The organism is Deltaproteobacteria bacterium IMCC39524 (assembly GCA_029667085.1).
GTDB lineage: Bacteria > Desulfobacterota > Desulfuromonadia > Desulfuromonadales > BM103 > M0040.
Genome location: JARUHJ010000001.1, coordinates 111,116 through 131,606, shown reverse-complemented (window position 1 = coordinate 131,606; position 20,491 = coordinate 111,116). Strand labels below are relative to the sequence as shown.

Genomic DNA, 20,491 nt, shown 5'->3' with positions numbered 1-20,491 from the left:
CTCCTTATGGCACGATCTGGGCCTGCAAGCGGCGGCCCTCATCATCGTAATAGTTGGCATCTGGCAGGTTTCCTGGGATCAGTAGGGAAAGACTCCTTCGCCCTGCATCGAGATCACTCTGGCTCATACGATAAAAGCGAATCACGATATCCTTATTACTACTCACCGCTGGTGGCGTAAACTCATAGTTGAAGTTGAAACGCTGCGACGCCTCGCCATCGTAAATCCAGTCGCCCGGCTCGACACTGACAGGCGACAGACGGCTGGAAGCTTCAAACATGCTGCCATAGCTGTCACCACAGGTCCCGGCCGCTAGGCCGCTGCAATCAAAGAAAGCAATGTAGACATAATAGTTCGGATCGTAACCGAGCATCGACCAGGTCAGGGTGTAAGGTGTACCACCGGTCATCTGGGCCGGGATACTCAGGGTTTCGAGCACAGGAGGCATCCGCCTCGCTGCTTCTTCACCAATATCTTCATGGTTATACAGGGAGGCCACAAGCACAGGGGTCTCAGGATCATCGGACGGGATCTCAAGGATTGCTGACTTGGATCCGACCGAACTTGGGCAGAACTTTACATCTACCGTACAGGTGCCATCCTCAACCAACGTCTGACCAGAGCAGTTATCATTAACAATGGCGTATTCAGTGGAATCGTAGCCAGCCAATGCTAGGCTGCCCAGCGTCCGCTCAGGTGGGCCGGAATTTTTCACGATAAAGCTAACCGGGCGACTGTTGTTGCAATCGTTCAATGTCTCCTCACCGAACAAGTATCGATCAGGTGAAACAGAGATTTCCCGATCCGCTTCCGACATTGTATGCAACCTCAAAACAACATTGGCTGCGTTTGACAATGCCATTTCATCATATGACTTGTAACTGAAACTATCATTCCCCGAAAGCGAACCATCATGTTGATAGCTGAAACTGCCATCGGCATTCAAGGTAAAGCTACTAGCATAAGCGGGGCCGCTGGCTAGAACAGCGCTCATAGTATGTTCATCGGCATCAATGTCATTATTTAAAACTCCTGGAGCACCTACAGCAATAGATTGCCCAAGGTCGACGTCGTAAACGTCACTAGACGCTAGAGGAGCACTATTGTTTGAGAGAACATTGATGACAAAATCCTGGGTGCCGTTTAAATTATCATCACTCACCTGAAGAGTGACACTGTGATTGCCAACATCCTCAACTGACGGCACCCCGGAGAGAAGACCGGTCCCCACATCAAAAGTTAACCACGCCGGCAGAGTTGTGGCACTCAAGGTCAATGTATCCCCCGTATCGAGGTCTGAAGCAACTACAGAATAACTATAAGTTGCATTGACAGCTGCAAGAGTTTTAGCCGTCGAAGTGATTTCTGGAGCATCGTTGACATCTGCGAACTCAACATACAACGTGTGGTCGGAACCAAGTGCGCTAAAGGTATGGCTATTCGACACACCCTGAGACATTCCATCAACTTTGACATCTACCACACCGTATGAAACGTCTGGGATGAAAACAAAGTTCGGAGTATCTCCTTGATTGTAAACTTGGGCTCCTGGTAATGAAACACTTCCTCCAGACGACGATGAAACTGAAATAACATATGTGTCTCGGGGGACACTTACGAGATAAGCGTCTAAACCACCTAAAGACGAATGTCCATCGATGCCACCACCGGAGGCCCCACCTAGCACAAGTTTTCCAAGCTCATCGCTCACAATGCTGGCGCCGTAATCGTTTTCTGACGAACCGGCCAGCTTCAACCATTTTTCTGAACCGGAGGAATCCAGTTTTCCAATGAGAACATCTTCTCCACCGGCATTGACATACCCACTCACTTCTCCACTGGTACTGCCAACAAAATAAACATTTCCACCGCTATCCATCGAGACATCTGAGATAACATCATTGGTGCCAGAGCCACTCTGATATACCCACTGAGCGTTGCCGAGAGGATCAAAAAGCAGAACATAGGCATCCATTCCACCGGAGTTGCTAAAGCCACTGAAAGCTCCTCTGGTCGTTCCTGCAACAGCTATAGAACCTTGTATCGCAGCTAAAGCATTGGCCGTATCGTTGCCGGAGGTCCCAAACTGTTGATTCCAGATTAATTGCCCATCGCCGTTATATTTGATGAGGAAACTATCTACACCACCAGAAGAGGATTCACCTGATAATGTCCCGTCAGTGAAACCTGACAGCAATAACTCCCCTGCCGATGTAATCTTTAAATCTGTTGCAACATCATCTTGAACAGAACCATATTGCTTTGCCCAAAGTTGATTACCATCAGAATCAAACTTCACCAGGAAATAATCCTGGCCACCAATGACTGGATTGCTGTCAAAGCTTCCGTCTGTGACTCCGGCTAAGTAGACCTGACCTGTTGGATCAATAGCTAACCCAGCAATGAAATCATGGTTTGAGGAACCAACCTGTTGTGTCCAAATCAAGTTGCCGCCTGTATCGTATTTAACCAAGAAACAATCATTCCCGCCAGCACTTGACGCACCACCTATAGCCCCCAAAGTTTCAGCGGCAACAACAGGATTCCCATCTTCATCAACTGCAATCTCCCAAGCATACTCATCTGTTGTCCCACCAACCTGTCTAGTCCACTGGGCCAATCCAGCAGAGTTGTACTTCACCAGCAGGACGTCTCTGCCACCGGTGTTGGATTGCCCATGAACTGAGCCAGTGGACACACCTACAGCATAGACATCACCGTTCAACCCATATGCGGTGGCTTCAATGGTGTCTTCTGAATCGGATCCAAACTGTTTTGTCCATCCAGCAAAGGGGTCAATGACATAACTGGAAATCTGAATGGACTCAGCGACTCCAACAGAAGAGATAGCAAAATATTTCAGTGTTTTTGTCTCATCAATAAGAATGGGGGCTGAATATTGAGGAGAAGCCTGATCAGGTGTCGAGCCATCCAGGGTGTAGTAGATTGTAGCACCTGGTTCAGTTTCGAGGGCCACCCACTGCCTGAGCAAGTAGCTTCCAGCCTCCGGACTCACGATGGTTACAGGTGCACCCGTTTTGAGTTCAATTGAATCAACAACTGAGGAGGACCAATTCCCCGCACCATCTTCAAACTGAACATATACCGTTTTAACACCATCAGCGCCTTCAATTGTCCAATCTTTTGTTAAAGCATAGGGCTCAGGCACAGACCAATCAACCCCATTATTGCTAAACTTCATTTGGATGACGCTATTGTTATCTGCCGCTGACAAAGCAAGAGCAACTGTCGTTTGACTCGTTGCATCGTCGTCATTGTTAATAACGACGTCCCCATTGGGTTGCAATGTATCGAGTTCAATAGTATCGGACACAGAGGATGACCAATTGCCTGCAACATCCTTGAAACGTGCATAGACCGTTTTCGTGCCATCGCCAAAGCCTAACGACCAATCTTTTGTAGATGCGTAGCCCTCTTCAGTCGACCATTCGAGGCCATCATTACTGAACTGCATTGATACGACTGAATTGTCGTCAGATGCATTCAAACTCAATTGAACATCGTAGGAATTAGTCAGGCTATTTGATGAATTGACTACAACTGTCCCGGTAGGCATTGCTGAATCAATAATATATTCTTCTATATTGACGGGTTCTTGATTTCCTACGGAATCAACCGCAAAAAATTTCACAGTTGTTGAGGATGTAATATAAATATCAGAATAAAGGTCAAATAATTCAGATGATGATGTGGGGGTACTTCCATCAAGGGTGTAATAAATTTGTGCAGCATACCTTTGTGTTTTTAACCTAATATTTAATGGCTCACTGTATACTGCACCAATTGGAGAACTTATTGATGTCGGCGCCACAGTATCTAAATAGACTTGAGTGCCTATAGGTTCACTCCATCCTCCATTACTGTTACTAAACTTAACATATAGAGTCTTTAGTCCGTCACCTGACTCTAAAGTCCAGTCCCGTGTTAAGCTAAACAACTCCGATGGGCTGTAAGCAACACCATCTTCAGAAAAGGCCATTTCAGTACAATCATTACATGTTAAAGCTAATTGAATGTTCAGATCATTGACATACGTAGCGCCATCATTTATTAAAATTGTTCCAGAGCTTGGTGGCGTCACACGAGCAAGAAAAACATCATTTAAACCCTGATTAAAATCTCCATACAAATTATCAGCCACTGTTCCCACAAGAAAAAGACTTCCTCCTTCGTGAATCATTGCAGGCGACTCATCAAACCCCGGAGAACCTATTTTCTGGTACCAAAGATTAGCCCCGCTTGCATCAAACTTTTGCAAATAAATATCTCTTCCTCCGACCCCAGAAGCATATCCTGTAATAATTGGGTTACCTTCACTGTCTATAGCAATATCGTGAGTATCTTCTGAAGCAGGTGTTCCAATTTGTTGAGACCATAACTTGTTACCGTTCAAATCAAACTTAACAATAAATCCGTCATTACCTCCGTGTGAAATGTTGCCATCAAAACTTGAACGCATTGCTAGTCCAACCACATACACACTTTGTCCAACACCATCGTAAGCAATAGAATTTGCTTGCTCTCTTCTATTGCTGCCTACCTGTTGAGTCCAAACCCAATTCCCTATAGGGTCGTATTTAGTGACAAAAACATCCGTCATTCCCAAAGGCGTATTGCCATCTAATGGCCCATCTGTGATTCCCGTCAGGTATATATTGTCTAAATCATCTAAAACAACATCAAAGCCTAAATCGTTGGATGTTGTCCCTAACAACTTAGACCACAACTTATTTCCAGACGAATCATATTTTGCAATGAAAAAATCTGAATTACCATTTGAGACAATCCCATCGAAATCACCATAAGAATAACCTGTTATAATGACATTTCCAAAACTGTCTACAGCAACGGATCGGCCTATATCAGCTTGTGAGCATCCAATTTGACGTGTCCATACAACCCCGCCAGTGGAATCAAGCTTCATTAAATAGACATCATTTAATCCAAGATTTGCATCCCCACTCACACTCCCGGTGGTTGATCCAACAACATAGCTATTTCCAGCTTCATCAACTGCAACACCTTCAGCACTATCATCTTGATCAGACCCAATCTGGACAGACCAATGGTTACTCCTTGTGCCAATGTCTACTTTAACTAAAAATGCATCAGTTCCACCAAGCGAACTCCCAACACCTGTAAAATCTCCGTTAGTATTGCCAGCAATCAAAATACTTCCATCGTTAGATTTTGCAACCGCTTGACCGTCGTCATTTTCTGGAGTGCCATTGATATGTTTTGACCAAAAGTTTTTCATTTTGTCTTGTGCCAACGATACAATGAAATAGTCATAATTCCCCTGATTAATCGAACCATCAAAAGAATAAGCTTTGGAGCTGCCAGCAATGATTATTTCACCGTAAGTATTCATCAAAAGGCTGTATGGATACTCACCTCCAGAGCCTAGTTGCCCGGTCCAATCGATCTCTCCGTTTGCTTTGATTTTATGTAAAAATATGTCTAATCCAGTACTGACTTGACCGTCAAATTTACCGGTAGTGTAACCAAGTAGGTAAATATCATCGTTTCCATCTATATAAAGATCTCGCCCTGTATCACTAGCGCCGGTGTCATACTGCTTAGTCCAAAGACGCAAACCCTCTTGATCGTATTTAATCAAAAACGCATCTGAGCCAACTCCAGAAGGATTGCCATCCAAACCTTCAGGACCTGGCCCAACAACTCCAGCGACATATATTTGATTTTGATGGTCTACATTTACCGCAAAAGGGAGTTCTGAACCCCATGCGCCCAACTGGTCTCTCCACACAACCTCACCAGAATTGGTGTGCTTAGCAACATAAATATCTCCACGTCCTGCGTTGACAAAGCCACTAAAAGCACCATCAGTAAACCCTGTCACTATGGGCTCGTTATTGTTATCAAGAGTTATATCGAAAGCATTTTCTCTTCTATCGGTGCCGTATTGATGCAACCAAAGTCGAGTTCCATCTACAGAATAGTTAGCAATAAAATAATCTCCGCCGCCCGCGCTCACTTCCCCCGGGAAAACTCCCGAAGTATGACCAACTACAAAAATTTTCCCTACAGAATCTAAGGAAACGCCAACGACATCTTCATCTTCAACAGTTCCTATTAAATCAGACCAACGAAGGCTTCCTTCTGGATCTAACTTCATTACAAAGCCATCAGATCCATAATATCCTCCTCCTGAATTAACCTGCGAATTAATATCACCTGAAGTCGTACCGACGAGAATAATGTCTCCGTTTGCATCCAAGGCAATATCATTGGCTACATCGTTTTTATTGGAGCCATACTGCTTAGTCCAAAGTCTTTCTCCAAACGGATCGTACTTGACTAAGAGAATGTCTTTCCCGCCAAGGTTTTGTTGGCCTTCAACACTACCGCTTGTGTAACCTGCAACAAAAAGGTTGCCTTCACTATCCTGCACTACCCCATACACAAAATCATCAGAATAGCTACCAGAGAGATCTGACCAAACAGGGACATGATTAAATTCATACATGTCTGTTTTAATAGGGCTTTGGAGCCCTGCTAAATCAACAACATAATACTTTAGAACAGTGCTGCCCTCGAGGAGTAAGGGCTGGGTGTAAATTGATGAGGACGTTGTTGGATCAACCCCATCCAAGGTGTAATAAATCGTGCTGCCTTCACTTGCAGACAGACTTACCCATTGCTTGACAAGGTGGATACCACTACCAGGACTGGCGGTAACATCAGGAGGAATCGTATCCACAAATATGGAGTCACTGTAGGCAATAGTCCAATTTTCTAAACTGTCCTTAAATTGAACGTAAACAACTTGTTCCCCTTCGCTGGTCAAAGTCCATGGTTTAGATGCTACATACGGCTCTGGGGTCGTCCAAGTCGTATTGTCATTACTAAACTGCATTTCAGCGCAACCACTGCCACTGTCTGTACAGCTCAACGACAATGTAACAGAGGAACTCGTAGCATATGCTGCATCACCATCAATGACAATCGACCCGGTTGGAATTGTTGTGTCAAGATCAATTGTGTCTGTGGCGGCCACACTCCAGTTGCCATTGCCATCTGCAAACTTTACAAAAACAGTTTTTGTCCCGTCTCCTGAAGAAAGTGTCCACTCTTTAATTGCTGAATAGGGTTCTGCTGCAGACCAATTAGTATTGTCATTGCTCAATTGCATTTCTGAGCAACTTGCAAAACCGTCATCACTGCAAGTTAGAGTTAATTGAACATTTGAGGATGCCGTAGCAGCTTCATCGTCGTTGATGATAACGTTTGTTATCTCTGGGCCACTATTATCAACAAGGATGTAAATGGCATTAGACCAAGAAGATTCTCTATGAGTATGAACCTGACACCGGGCTTGAACTTTTACAGGGAAATGGCCATTTGTTGGCCAAGAATGATCAATTTCTGCGGCCCCCCAAGCGGATTGAGTCCCATCTCCGTAGTCAAAACGATATTCAACATTATGTTCTTGTGAGGTTGTGCTCCCAGAACCCACCAAATGGACTTGTTCGCCTGGTTTAACAGAGAATAACGAGACATCAAGAGACGGAATAGATACGGTTTCAGGTTTGATGGTTTCGGTTCTATGTTCACTCTCATATTTGTTGCCGCAGGAATCCCATACTTCTGCCCAAAACTCAACCTGGGAGACACCGTTAATGGGGGGAATTTCATGATGATGAGACCAACGATTATCATGGTAGATAAAATTATTCTGTGGCGTGAAGTCCTGACGATCAAATTCAAGACTATGTATTGATCCGTCATTCCAGAAATAAATTATCTTTTCAACTCTAAGATTATCACTAAAGTTTCCACCCATCCTTATTGAATAATTTTCTTCAAGTTCACCACGAACCTTGTTGCCATCGTAAATTATTAAATTACCGTCTATTGAGGGATATACATTATGAAAATAAAGGCTTGGCGGCTCACTTTCAGTGACATTGAAGACATCCTCATAGTATTCTTCAAAAACACCTGATGAAGGATTTTTTATCTTGAACTTTACCTTCCAATTACCACATGCACCTTCAAAATCAGCAGGCCAATAGCTGCCGGACATAAATGAATCCCACATTCTAAATGAAGACGGCAAAGAATATTCATCAGAAGTAATGTGTCCATCTCTGCTATCGAACTTGCTTCCGTCAGGCTTGTAATACTCCCATTTATAATCAATTGGCTGGGCTACATCATTAATTCTCGCCCACGAGTAAATGGATTCCCCAATGGTAAATGAGTTTTTAACATTCTGTGGATTGCCATCGACAACATTTTCAGCCATCCTGTGTTGTTGAAAATCGAAACCAATAACGTATTGGTGTGTCGCAACCCGATACCACCCACCCCCAAAGTTTTCATTAAACTTGATTCTTGTTGTGTATTTACCGGGATGAGACTCAGGATAGGAACCCTTTATTAAGTGACCAGGAGACCATCCACACCCAGACCAAGACTTTGAACAACCACCCTCTACGTAAGATAGGCCTTCAAAATCACCACTTGACCAACTAAAAGGAGTACCGTCGGGATGTGTGAAGTATACTCTCGTGCCTAATGTTCTTGATATATCCATTGAATCAATAGAAACGATAGTACTCATATCATTTTCACTTGTAGAAAAAACACTTCTCGGATTCCAAGTCCACTGCCCAGCATCATAATCCCAAATTATGTCGGTATTTGATGTCCCGCTTCTTAACGAGTAATAAGCATCCTGAGAAGAGCCATTAGGGTCAACATTAAGAGTTTTATCTAATGAAGCAGTTAAGTTTGTATCTATTGCCACGGCATCTAAAGTTACTGATTGAGTAGAAGCCGGGGCATAAATAGTGAGCTCAAACAGACCATTAGTGATAATGCTGCTTTTTGTAACGCCACCTACTGTAGTAGAAATTGATCCTGACAAGACTGGAGTGCCAATATCGTAGTAGGCTGTTCCTGACACTGTGACAACTTCGTATGGATCAGCAGGGTCCGGGGATAGAGAGACTGACAAATCTATAGAGCTAGGAACAGTATTAGAGGGCATATTGACAGTATGAACATACGGTGCAGCCATCGTGTGGCCAGCCCAGTCGTTTACACCTGAAATACTCAGTTCAATAAGGTCTGAATAGCTAAAAACTTGATCAGGATCTATAGTTAATGCATATGTAGCTGAATTGTAAGATGAAGATGGAAGTGTAAAAGTTTGTGGTTGGCCATTAACATTTAAAGAGATTCCGCCCGGAAATGAATCTTCATCCATTGGTTCTGAAAACTTAATAACAAAATCGGTATAGAAGTGATTGTAATTTATCACTTCATTTACAGAAGGGGCATTACCATCATCTAATGCGTTTGTGGCGCTAACTCTAGGGAAGTCTTGATTAATTCCAGCCCTTGAATCATTTACTGGAACACCAGTTTGTTTAAGTCTCGTCTCAATTGAAGAGGGAGTAGTATAGACTCCTTGCTCATAAAGCAATGCCGCCAAACCGGCGACATGAGGTGCTGCTAGAGAAGTTCCTGAAGAATGCAAATATGGAGTTTGAGTCGAATGGACGGATGTTGCACCTGGGCTAATCCATGCTGAAAAAATCTTATGCCCCGGGGCAAGCAAATCTAATATAGGTGACGAATTGCTTGTACAATAAACGCTATCTTCAAACCCTAGATCTGGACAAGATGACAATGGATCATCTTCATCGTATACACTTCCGACTGAAATGACATTTGAGAAACAAGCTGGATAATCAATCCCAGAAGTACTGCTGTCGTTACCAGAGGCAACGACTACCGTAATATCGTCATTGACAAGTGTTTGAATAGCTGCATTGAGAGACACAAAACCAAAATCATTATCACAATACGTGTTTGATAGACGGCCACCATAACTAATGTTAACAACTTTAATATTATGATCATTTTTGATTGAGTAAATCCATTGCAAAGCCCTTGTCATATCATTCATTTCATAAAATGTTTTCCAATCACCGGAATTTATTTTTGCTACGACGATATTTGAGCTAGGTGCAATACCATTTTCACCAGCTGCAATTCCAGCTACTCCTGTACCATGGCCATCAATGTCAGTTGCACTACCTGGACCATAATCAACTTCTTTATTTCCAGAGCATCCACCTAATGCTGGATAAGAGCTAACGAAACATGCTTCAGCAACAATCCTACCCTGAAAATCTGAATGCCACCGATCTATTCCAGAGTCAATAATCGCAATCCCCACACCAGAACCTGTATAGCCCCGCTGATGAACCTTATCTACACCAATAAGATTTTTACTCTCTTGCAATAAAGGCTTTAGCTTTCCTGGGATCTCTACTAATGAAACATATGGACATTGTAAAATTAGATCTAAGTCGCTCTTTGGGGCAGATATTTCTATGAATGGGATAAAATCATATTCAAAAAGTATTTTAACTTTATTAATATCATTATCTAGTAACCATTTTTTAAATAAACCAATATTTCTTTTAATTTCCTTTTTTGTTATTTTATTTTCATCATCATTAATATATCTACGTTCATTATATTTTTGATTCTCTCCCTTTATTTCGATAATCAAATGTAATTCTTCATTTATATTAATTTTTGAAATTTTGGGGTCAACTAAAGGCTTGCCTTTTGAATGTGCTAATGGGGTACAAACATGTACAAATAAAAAAGTTATAATTACTATGAGGTTCTTGTTTTCGAGAAGTATACTCATTATGCTTCTGTTCATTTTTCACCCCTCGGACTAGCCATTACATTGTTACTACCATCCATTTTGTCTCGTTTTATTTTTGATTCATCAAATGAACTATAAGATTTTTTTTTCCCTTTGAAATAAGGTGCGAATAAACCTAAGGGAATCACTTCCGACATTGCGCTTCTTTCTCCTAGAAAGAGAATTTCGCTTGAAATATCATCGCCCCACTTTGCATCCAAAATGGCGAACTCCGTATCGCTAGAAAATGAGATGCCCTGTAATTTTCTATCAGAAAGGCCCATGACAGTGAGTGAGATATCATTCGAGATAAAATACTTCGTTTTCTCACCAATAACATTCACATCACCTGCATCATTCTCACCTTCAAATCGGACCCAGACCATCTTTCCTGGCTCACCGTGCCACCGCAGTTGCCACAGACCTTGCTTATCAAGCCAGAGATAAATCCCATCAGCCGACATGTCTTTGGGAGTACCGCGATTAATCACAACGCGGTCTTTGTTTAAAATGACACGGCTTTGATTTTTACTATTCTTTCTTTCGAGTGATTTAACGGCAGCCACGCCTCCTTTTTGACAGTACCCATTCGTGATCGTAATAGATAGAAGCAAAAAATGAGATATAAGCATAAAACTAAGGGCACGAAGCATAGATAACTCCTGGGAACAAATTTCATTCCACTAACAAAAAAGCCCATCTCCAAGACCGAAGATGGGGTACAAATTAACCCAGATTGACTGTTGCAATCTCTTCGGCAGCCTGGCTGTCCCCTCATGGGACCCATTAGCTTTGCGCCCCTGCCTCACGACAGGTTTGCTCTTATCGGAGAGCTATTTGTTAAACTAACTCAATGTTGCACTATAGCACGCTTGCCTCACAATTCTCTCACAGCTTTAAAAACATTATTTTTAGAGATAATTGTTCTTAAATATCCTATTACTTCGTTTGGCCGTTATGAAAGTATCTGAAAGTCTGGACCCTTACTGGCAATTAAGAAAAATCCCCCGCACGAGGTGCCCGGATTGGTCGACCTGGGCATATTAATAGTGACACCACGATAGGAGCCCCAGTTCTGTAGAGAAAAAGTTCTGTGGCTTGATCTTTAAATGATAAGAGGAACGGGACTCCTGCCCACCTTGAAGACCCCCTACCCCTACCCCTACCCCTACCCCTACCCCTACCACTTACTACTGCCACTACTACGAACATCAAACCAATTAGTGACACTCCCTTTTAGCGCCAGGTTGCTATGTATCAACATATTAAACACAACCCAAAATGCCCTACCCTAACTACCTTTCAAACCAACAGCGACTGATATTTATTTTCCATCTTGTATAGTTTAGTTAAACCAACATTTAACCACATAGTACACCCTTCAGATTCAGGAGACCTATCATGCCAGAAAGATACGTTAGCTATTTGCGGGTATCTACAGATCGCCAAGGCAAAAGTGGCTTAGGGATCGATGCACAACGCCAAGCCATCGATTGTTTCCTGGCAAGAGACAAGAGAGAGCTTATACATGAATACCTGGAGGTCGAGAGTGGCAAGAAGAATGAAAGGCCTCAACTGCAATCAGCAATAGAGTCATGCCTTGAAACGGGTGCAACTCTGATAATTGCTAAACTTGACCGTCTGTCCCGAAATGTTTATTTCATCAGCACGCTTATGGAGTCAGGGGTTGAGTTTGTAGCTTGCGATTTTCCACAAGCCAACCGTTTAACAATCCATATTCTGGCAGCCGTTGCTGAGCACGAACGTGAAATGATCTCGAAACGGACCAAAGAGGCGTTAGCAGCAGCAAAGGCAAGAGGAACAAAACTTGGTCGCAACAATTTATCAGATCTCGGACGCAAACAAGGGCTAGAGAATAGCCAAGCAATTAGATCTCAAAAAGCTACTGACTTCGCCTTGAAGCGCTACCCAATAATTCTTCGATATTTAAAAAAGGAATACACACTGAGAGGCATTGCTCAGGAATTGAACCGTAATGGGATTTTGACAGCGAGTGGCAAGCATGGGTCATGGACTGCGTCGGCAGTGAAAAATGTTATCAAACGAGCAAAGCAAGCGGCCTTATTAAACAATTAGCAATAAATTCTAAATTGCTTTTTCATTATTGAAGATTTTGAGCGAGAGATTTCAGACGATACCAGTATTTGTCAATCACGATCAGAGTTGCTGTAATTTGTGATAGTAATCAATGGTGGCCCGTCAAGTTGATGATCCAGGATCTGTCTCTCACTCCAATTTTCGTAGCGCTGGTAGTAGAGTTTAATTGCCTTAACGTCACCCTCAAGAGCCTTTTTCAACAAAGCTTGATCGACCTTGGCTGAGATCGTTGAACAACGTTGCCGCCTGAGCTCAAGAGCTTCCTTCTCGATTTCATCAAGTTCAGATCCTTGAAACAAGTTCCAGAGCGATTGTGGCTTACTATAACCGAGAACCTCTGTTGCGAGAGTTTGGCGATCAAGCCATGGGTTTTCTGGATTACTTAGATAATTCAGAAGCTTGTCTGTTTTTTCTTTTCGACCTTTTGGACTAGTGTTCAAATCGCTACCAAACTGCAAAGAATCTTTATCTGCTGTTTTTTCACTACCATTTCTCGCGTTCTCGAAGTACATTTTGATTGCCCTCCATTGGAAGTATTTATCTGACAAATTAACATCGCACTGTTTGAGTGTCAATTTATTGACGTTTATCTCATGAAATCTTCTAAACAAATACCTACAGCCAAACGGATATCTATAGCTGAACTACGTCTAGCACTTTTGAAAGAGAATTTTCAGTTTTTGGATTTCGTTGAGGTACTGACAAAAGCCCCTTATGAAATATGTCCAGAGTTTCGCTTGGCTGCTGAAGATTACCAAGCTTACATTATGCGTACAGACTTGATGGCTATAAGAGAAGAACCCTTTTTCGGCGGAATTGATAAAAAACTTCCATTCGACATCAATCCATCGTTTATACGGGAGACCCAACTTAACAGCATCCCCGTGGAGGAAATTTTAACCCTGCTCTCTCCCGCCAAAAACCTTGAAGACTTATCCTCAATACAGCTACAGCGAATGCTACCCAGACTGTTCCATAAAGATGCAGTTGTTGAATACGGGTTGGCGCCAAACCTCATCAGCCATGATAGAGCTCCTGAAGACCGCAATAATATAAAAGTAAATAATCTCCGATACAGATCTCAGGTCAACTTGGACCTACATCACCATGAACGCTTATTGAAAATTGATCTCAGCCGTCCAAGAGCTGACATGATCGATCAATTCACAGAGATCATAGATCATGCAATAGAGACTCAAAAGGATGTGCAGAATTTAGATCTACGGCTTCAGGCTGAATGGGCAACAACAAGTATTGAAGAATGCCCATACATGTTCGCGAAACCCTGGGACATTTACAACAGTCGCATAAGGCAGGAGACATGGGAACAACTTGAGGTTTGGAAACTCCGCAAAACACGTATGAGTTTTCCACTGATAGCCAAGCAGATGAATAAAGATATTGACTGGGTTAAGACGAGTTTCTACCGTGTATTTCAGAAAATCCAAGGGGTTCCTTATAGTCCCAAGAAAATCGTTCAGATTCGTGAAATCCGAAAGGTCGAGCTGAATAAAACCTGTGAGACCTGCCCGACGTATGCAACTTGCATTGACCCCTGCCCAGAAATTCTCCATTTCATCGAGCAGGATGTTGTTAGTAGTATGCGAGAAAAAACTCATGACCATGAAATTCTAGACCTTCTGGCCAGCAGAGCACACCAGCCTACAGACCTCGATTGAACATCCGCTCCACCTTACTTAATCTCGCCTAAACCGGCATGAGAAAATAAGCTCCCCCCCCTTATTGTCCCTTTTTCCTTATGTAGAAGAATAATTATTCTGCATAGGAGATTGAGATGATCAGCAAAAAATTCAGAGACACCTTACGGCTTCACCACAATCGGCACTACGTTGTTGCGCAGCAAGCCGGCATCCACCCCTCGACTCTATCTAAACTTCTCAACGGCATCGAAAACCCGAGCGAAAACGACCCTCGAGTCATAGCAATCGGGGAAATCCTGGAACTATCACCTGATGAATGTTTCTCATCGAGAAAGTGATGGGATTTGCAGAAGGACATCTCCAGCAATGCAAGATTAATGGTGACGAGTGGACGCCTAGAGACAAAAACATATTGAAAGGACCAGCAATCATGGAAGCTCAAGACCAAAGACATCAACCAACGAGTGGTTACACCCAAGTAGAGAATAATTTACTCGAGGCACTATTCCGTACTCGGTTTCGTAACGAGGAAATCTGCGTATTGCTGTTGATCATCCGGATGACACATGGATACCACAGAAAACGAAGTGTTCTCCCCTTTTCATATCTGAGCAGCTCCACAGGCATTTCAAAACGATCGGTTGAACGGGCAATTAAAAGTTTGATCACCAAAGGAGTCGTCCTTAAAGCTCGCTCAAGCAATGGCAACTATTACAGCGTGACTTCTCCTGCTTCATGGATGGTTTCTGCCAATGAGCAGAACGTTAACAAGGTGCAGAAGCCCCTTCGGCAGTTGAGCAGAAATAGCCCTCTGCACTCAGGCAGAACTATAAATAAAGCAGAAATAAAACAATCTAAAGAAAGCCCTTTTTTTGAAGTTCACGACGTAGGAAAGGAGGTTGAAATTATATCGATATCGAAACAAACGGATAGAGCCAGTACAAGAGCATTAACCCTAACCGATCTGGAGGCCCTAAAATGTCAAGACAAAGTCACCCTTGGATAAAAGATGAAATTGTAGAAGGTTTTCAATTACTCGTCACCCTTTCAATGGACGGACAACCTGCACGGGATGTCTTAGAGTATACCGTCCGAACATGGGTCAGTGTTATTGCCAGAGAACTCGGCAATCCGGACGAAGAGATTGACGTTCCGCGAATCCGTCACGCATTCACTCGTATATGCCGAAGAGGCAAGCGCTGGCCAGCACCGCAGGATTTCTTTGACGCACTGCCCCCACGTCCACCACTGCGTCGAATAGAACCATCGATTCCAGAGTCTACGCCAGAGGAAAGGCTTCAAGTCAAACGGTTGATTAACCAACTTCTTGAAGAATTGGACGGCAAGACAACTTGTAACGAGAAAAAACAAACGTGAGGTTTTATGAAATCTACTGACGAACTCCTGACCATCGAGCAATTCGCTCACCGTCTAGGCATTAGCCGAACAACAGTGTTCGAGTGGATGAAAAGTGGCGATTTGATTCAAGGACAACATTATCTCAAAATCAACCGGATCATTCGCTTTCCTTGGGGCAATGACTTGATCCAGTCGTTAGTGACAGACAGCCTAGACATTACCCCTTCGATCGAAATAGGCCCGCAGACATTAAACCCAAAGCCCCCCTCTTCGGAGGGGGCTACAATCGACCTCGACTATCGTTGAAGTCAAGCACTCACTCGGTTATCCTTGGTAGTAAACGATTCTACTAAAGGAGGTGGTAATCAACCACGTACACAAAACCGAATAGAGGGCTGAGGTAGCTAGAAAGGATACGTGCAATGAAAAATCGCATTGATATGAAAATAGCTACCACACAATCCAGACGCGGGGTGATCACCCGCAAAAAGGGATCGCGCAAGCTCTATGTAGACTTTCGCTATCGGGGCAAACGGATCGAAAGGTCCACCGGCCTAGTAGACACCCCGGAGAACAAAACAGTACTGAGGGAGTGGCTCGATCGGGTCATGGACAAGATCGACGAAGGTACGTTCCGGTTTGAAGATGCCTTTCCAGATGCCAGCGAGAAGGACAAGAACTGGTTCGCAAAACAAGAAGGCAGAGAATACCGACCCAAGCCACACCAGGTGTTGATCGGGGATTATTTGGGCACATGGCTTGATGAGGTTGTTGCCACGTTTCCATCGGCCAACAAGCGACGGGACTATGGCAAGATCGTTGAAGGTCGCATCCGGCCGTACTTTGCCGAGCTGACTTTTCACCAGTTAAACCGAGTGGAAGTACGCAAGTTTATTGGTCAATTGCGCTACCTTAAAGAACCAAAGAAAGGCGAGATGGTCTCACGGGCTTGGGCACGTAACGTTTTGATCCCGCTGCGTACCCTGTTCGAGGACGCTTGCGACGAGTACCATTGGGATCTGCCCGATCCGTTTCGCAACCTGCACAAGCATTTGCCTCAGAGCCGGAAAGTCAAACGGACCGTTTTTCGTTTTGAACAATGGCAGCAACTGCTTGAACACCTGGAACCACACTACCACCCGGTTGCCGAGATCATGATCATGACGGGGATGATTGCCTCAGAAGTAGCGGGGTTGAAACGGACGGACCTGACCAACGATGAGATCATCATCCGCCATGCTCGGGTCAAAGGCCAAGACCAAGAAAGCCTCAAGACCGTTTATAGGCATCGACGGATTCCAATCACGCAAGCGATCCGACAACGCCTCGACCATGCATTGGCACAAACGGAAGGCGACTATGTGTTCACTATGGCCAACGACCGCCCCTTCCATGAGGGCTCATTTCGATCCAATGCATGGACACGGGCGTTTAAAGCCGCAGGGATGGATTACAAAGTGCCGTACACCATGCGTCACTCCTATGTGGCCTGGGCCTTGACCCTGCGCATGGATCCCAACCGACTGGTCAAACTGATGGGTCACAGCTCAAAAAAGATGATTTACGATACGTATGGGGACTACGTTGAAGGCTTGGAGCTGGATGCTCCAGCCCTGTTCGCCTATTTCGGGCGGGACTTCTTAGGCCCAAAAACCATCGCCACCCTGGCCTGGATGACCGAGGATGGCGAAAGTTTTGGCGAAAGTCACCGACTACAGCTCGTTAAATAGCTGAAATCAGAGACTTTCTAATGGTGGAGGTGGCGGGAATCGAACCCGCGTCCGAAAATCTTTCACGTCAAGCGTCTACATGCGTAGTTCGTGTTTTAATTAACCGGCAAGATCTCCCACGAACAGGATATATTACAGGCGAGTCCGCTTAAGTTTCGCCTAAGTGCCACGGACACTCACAAAGGCTATCCCACTATAATTAACGTCTTCTGCACCACATGGGCGATGAAACAAGAGACGTAACAGCAATTAAGCTGCTAATGCGTAACGAACGTCAGTATCGGCGTTTGTATGTGTTGGGCTTTGTTACGGAGCCAGCCCACTCCGGCATGCAACCAGCGCTTCCAATCCCCGTCGAAACCTTGGCACCCCCTTAAAAATCGAAGATTTTTAGCTATAAGTTTAAAGCTTTAAGCTGTAAAAGTTGATTATATACTTTAACTCTACAACTTACAACTTATAGCTTACAGCTTGCTCTCAGTCTCTTTCTCTTATTGCTCTTGATGCTTCGCGATCAGCCTGCTGGCGTTTGAGTGTTTCGCGTTTATCGTAGAGTTTTTTACCACGACAAACACCGATTTCCAGTTTGGCCTTGCTGTCTTTGAAGTAAACCTTGGTCGGCACCAGGGTCAACCCCTTTTCGGCCACTTTCTTGCTCAACTTCTCGATTTCATAGCCGTGCAAGAGCAACTTGCGCGCACGCAGCGGATCGTGATTTTCACGATTGCCCTGCTCGTACGGGCTGATGTTCATATTGTCGACAAACACCTCACCATTACGAATCCGGCAATAGGCTTCCTTGATGCTCACCTGCCCCAGGCGCATCGACTTAACCTCGGTGCCCTGGAGAACCAGACCCGCTTCAACGACTTCATCAACGAAATATTCGTGATAAGCCTTTTTGTTATTGGCGATGATTTTTATGCCCATGAGAAAACCCAGCGATAAGCTATAAGCTTTAAGTTATAAGTTATAAGTTTTAAATCTCTAAGATTTTAAGGTCAAAATCTTACCGCTTGCAGCTTACGGCTTATAGCTACGATTTAGAGATCCTCTTTGAGGATCTCAACGATCTTCGGCATATAACTTTCCTTATTCAGCACGTTGCTACCAACGCGCAAAATCACAAAGCTGCCGCTCATGAAGGAGACCCCTAAAATAGCCGAAAGAAGGTTGGGGTCGAGACCGGTAGAAGTTGACTCGGCGACCAGTTTGCCTGCAATAGCACCGATGACCAAGGCAATCAAGGGGACGATATATAACAGAAAAGAAGACTGTAGGAAAGACTTCGTTGTGGTTGCGATGCGAACCTGTTCGCCGACTTCGGCGGCGAGGGGGTTATGCACCTCGATCAGGCGGGTGTTATCGTCATCGCCGAGGGCGCAATTGCCATTGGTCGCACAATTTTCGCAGAGACTGCTCTTGGTACACATGACCACTGCAATCATCTTACCTTTCAATTCGACAACAGTACCAACTTCTTCAATCATAACAGTTTCTTATCCGTTTTTAGCAGCTTTAACCTCTAAACAGCTATACATGTTGTGGTACAGCAGAATCTTACCACGTAAGCTCTTGGACTAACAAACTCATGGCAGATCGGACAAAAGGCATTAGAGAAGAGGTTGAATTTACATCAAGACGTTCTCACCGGCCAGATACAGGTGGGTGACATTAACATCATTACCAGAAGCACAAAGAGTCTCTTCCAACGCATCGACTTGTGGCAGGGAAGGCAGTGTAACAACCTGGAAGGAGGCCTCCTGACCGGGAGCCAGTTGCCCCATCCTATTCTCAATGCCGAGAGCTTTCGCTCCACCAAGAGTGGCTATTTCAAGCCAGTCACGTGGCTCTGCAGCGTCTGCAAACCATTCAACAGCAAAGGCTAGTTCATCCCAGAGGGAAAGGCTGTCCGAACTCGCCAGGCTGTCAGTGCCCAGGGCCAAAGGGATACCGGCGTTCAGGTAATCAGTGACGGGAGCCTTGCCAACATTCAGAGCAGCGTTGGAGCGGGGGCAAAGAGCAACAGAGCAACCCCTCTGCTTTAACATCGCTACATCAGCAGGGTTTACATGGACACCATGAACGATCAAGTCACCTTCTTTCAGCCTCCCTTCGCTACAAAGAGAGCGAACCGGGCTGCAACCAGGCGGTAGACTGAGCAGAGGGTCCCATTTTGCGGTAGAAAACAGTTTGTCGGCGATAGCGCCTGTGCCGTCGCGCAGGAATTGACTTTCAGGTTCTGATTCCGCGAGATGAATCGTGCACCGCAAGGCGAACTCTTTTGCAAAGGCAAAGACCAGATCTGTAGCAGAGGCTGACAACGTATAAGTGGCATGGGGAGAAAGTCCCCAGCCAAGGTTTTTTGCCGGAGGCTTAACAGTAAGAGACTTGATAGATAAGAGGCGCGATTCGATTAAATCCAAATCATGGCCAAGGACTTCAGCAAAGACTTGTCCGTACAAGGGCGACTCCAGATAGGCCTCGACGGCATTCAGAGTCGTGAAGATATCACCAACGGCACCCGTCCCGGCAAGCAAGGAAGCTTTCAACCCTGCTTCGAGCGATGCTTTCAGCTGATCTTCGCCAACGTCCATCCTAATACGCACCAGCCAGAGGATCCAGTCGACAAAATTCTGTGGGGCGAGAGGTTCACCAGCCGCAGCCGCCCAATCAGAAAAGGCGGTTAGTTCAAGGTGGGCGTGGGCGTTGACCATCGGCGGCAAGAGGACCGATTCGCCAAAATCAACGAGAGCCGCTTCATGATGAGCTTCAGCGAGGTCACAATAATGCCCGACGGCTCGAATCAGGCCGGAATCAACGAGAACAGCCCCATCTTCAACCAAGGAAGAGGTAATTGGAAGGACGTAGCGGGCCCTGTAGAGGGTCGGTCTACTCATAAC

General features: G+C 44.6%; 13 protein-coding genes, 1 other RNA gene and 1 riboswitch. Of the genes, 7 read left to right on the top strand and 7 right to left on the bottom strand.

Features of this window, described 5'->3' with window-relative positions; all coding sequences use genetic code 11:
* Positions 1-4: 4 nt before the first annotated feature.
* Both P9J64_00575 and P9J64_00570 read right to left on the bottom strand, forming a co-directional pair.
* Positions 5-10,720 carry an SBBP repeat-containing protein gene (locus P9J64_00575; protein MDG5466808.1) on the bottom strand — a complete coding sequence of 3,572 codons (10,716 nt, stop codon included), beginning with the start codon at positions 10,718-10,720 and terminating at the stop codon, positions 5-7.
* Positions 10,721-10,731: 11 nt separating this feature from the next.
* Complete coding sequence (locus P9J64_00570) at positions 10,732-11,373, bottom strand: hypothetical protein (GenBank protein MDG5466807.1); 642 nt, start codon at positions 11,371-11,373, stop codon at positions 10,732-10,734.
* Positions 11,374-11,473: 100 nt separating this feature from the next.
* Positions 11,474-11,551: riboswitch (cyclic di-GMP riboswitch) on the bottom strand.
* A 567-nt stretch (positions 11,552-12,118) separates the two neighbouring features.
* On the opposite strand from P9J64_00570, the gene P9J64_00565 reads away from it, so the two are divergent.
* Entirely contained in the window at positions 12,119-12,817 is a 699-nt protein-coding gene (locus P9J64_00565; protein MDG5466806.1) for a recombinase family protein, read from the top strand.
* A gap of 71 nt (positions 12,818-12,888) precedes the next feature.
* Here the strand turns inward: P9J64_00565 and P9J64_00560 are convergent, their stop codons facing one another.
* Positions 12,889-13,413 carry a hypothetical protein gene (locus P9J64_00560; protein MDG5466805.1) on the bottom strand — a complete coding sequence of 175 codons (525 nt, stop codon included), beginning with the start codon at positions 13,411-13,413 and terminating at the stop codon, positions 12,889-12,891.
* A gap of 18 nt (positions 13,414-13,431) precedes the next feature.
* Here P9J64_00560 and P9J64_00555 point away from each other — a divergent pair, with 18 nt between their 5' ends.
* From P9J64_00555 to P9J64_00530, 6 genes are all read left to right on the top strand, one after another.
* A complete protein-coding gene (locus tag P9J64_00555) occupies positions 13,432-14,517 on the top strand; it encodes a hypothetical protein (protein MDG5466804.1) in 1,086 nt (361 codons plus the stop codon).
* Positions 14,518-14,633: 116 nt separating this feature from the next.
* The gene (locus tag P9J64_00550; protein ID MDG5466803.1) at positions 14,634-14,837 is read left to right on the top strand and encodes a helix-turn-helix transcriptional regulator; all 204 of its coding nucleotides are present in this window, start codon (positions 14,634-14,636) and stop codon (positions 14,835-14,837) included.
* Positions 14,816-15,505, top strand: a complete 690-nt coding sequence (locus tag P9J64_00545) for a replication protein (protein MDG5466802.1) — start codon at positions 14,816-14,818, stop codon at positions 15,503-15,505. The genes P9J64_00550 and P9J64_00545 overlap by 22 nt, the downstream gene beginning before the upstream one ends.
* Positions 15,478-15,876 (top strand): hypothetical protein, encoded by a 399-nt coding sequence (locus P9J64_00540; GenBank protein MDG5466801.1) that lies wholly within the window; start codon positions 15,478-15,480, stop codon positions 15,874-15,876. Before P9J64_00545 ends, P9J64_00540 begins: the two co-directional genes overlap by 28 nt.
* Before the next feature lie 6 nt (positions 15,877-15,882).
* Positions 15,883-16,164, top strand: coding sequence for a helix-turn-helix domain-containing protein (locus P9J64_00535; GenBank protein MDG5466800.1), 282 nt, complete (start codon positions 15,883-15,885; stop codon positions 16,162-16,164).
* Positions 16,165-16,280: 116 nt separating this feature from the next.
* On the top strand, positions 16,281-17,588 hold the full coding sequence (locus P9J64_00530; GenBank protein MDG5466799.1) for a DUF3596 domain-containing protein: 1,308 nt from the start codon (positions 16,281-16,283) through the stop codon (positions 17,586-17,588).
* Between the two features lie 21 nt (positions 17,589-17,609).
* On the opposite strand, the gene ssrA is transcribed toward P9J64_00530, so the two are convergent.
* From ssrA to P9J64_00510, 4 genes are all read right to left on the bottom strand, one after another.
* Positions 17,610-17,961, bottom strand: a transfer-messenger RNA (tmRNA) gene (gene ssrA, locus P9J64_00525).
* Positions 17,962-18,065: 104 nt separating this feature from the next.
* Positions 18,066-18,518 carry an SsrA-binding protein SmpB gene (gene smpB, locus P9J64_00520; protein ID MDG5466798.1) on the bottom strand — a complete coding sequence of 151 codons (453 nt, stop codon included), beginning with the start codon at positions 18,516-18,518 and terminating at the stop codon, positions 18,066-18,068.
* 113 nt (positions 18,519-18,631) lie between these two features.
* Positions 18,632-19,078 carry a SoxR reducing system RseC family protein gene (locus P9J64_00515; GenBank protein MDG5466797.1) on the bottom strand — a complete coding sequence of 149 codons (447 nt, stop codon included), beginning with the start codon at positions 19,076-19,078 and terminating at the stop codon, positions 18,632-18,634.
* Between the two features lie 141 nt (positions 19,079-19,219).
* Positions 19,220-20,488: an amidohydrolase family protein gene (locus tag P9J64_00510; protein MDG5466796.1), complete on the bottom strand. Its 1,269-nt coding sequence runs from the start codon at positions 20,486-20,488 to the stop codon at positions 19,220-19,222.
* Positions 20,489-20,491 lie beyond the last annotated feature (3 nt).

Excerpts from the sequence above, each read along its gene's own strand:
- P9J64_00575 (MDG5466808.1), bottom strand. The coding sequence starts at position 10,720 with ATGAGTATACTTCTCGAAAACAAGAACCTCATAGTAATTATAACTTTT.
- P9J64_00570 (MDG5466807.1), bottom strand. The coding sequence starts at position 11,373 with ATGCTTCGTGCCCTTAGTTTTATGCTTATATCTCATTTTTTGCTTCTA.
- P9J64_00555 (MDG5466804.1), top strand. The coding sequence starts at position 13,432 with ATGAAATCTTCTAAACAAATACCTACAGCCAAACGGATATCTATAGCT.
- P9J64_00550 (MDG5466803.1), top strand. The coding sequence starts at position 14,634 with ATGATCAGCAAAAAATTCAGAGACACCTTACGGCTTCACCACAATCGG.
- P9J64_00545 (MDG5466802.1), top strand. The coding sequence starts at position 14,816 with ATGTTTCTCATCGAGAAAGTGATGGGATTTGCAGAAGGACATCTCCAG.
- P9J64_00540 (MDG5466801.1), top strand. The coding sequence starts at position 15,478 with ATGTCAAGACAAAGTCACCCTTGGATAAAAGATGAAATTGTAGAAGGT.
- P9J64_00535 (MDG5466800.1), top strand. The coding sequence starts at position 15,883 with ATGAAATCTACTGACGAACTCCTGACCATCGAGCAATTCGCTCACCGT.
- P9J64_00530 (MDG5466799.1), top strand. The coding sequence starts at position 16,281 with ATGAAAAATCGCATTGATATGAAAATAGCTACCACACAATCCAGACGC.
- smpB (MDG5466798.1), bottom strand. The coding sequence starts at position 18,518 with ATGGGCATAAAAATCATCGCCAATAACAAAAAGGCTTATCACGAATAT.
- P9J64_00515 (MDG5466797.1), bottom strand. The coding sequence starts at position 19,078 with ATGATTGAAGAAGTTGGTACTGTTGTCGAATTGAAAGGTAAGATGATT.
- P9J64_00510 (MDG5466796.1), bottom strand. The coding sequence starts at position 20,488 with ATGAGTAGACCGACCCTCTACAGGGCCCGCTACGTCCTTCCAATTACC.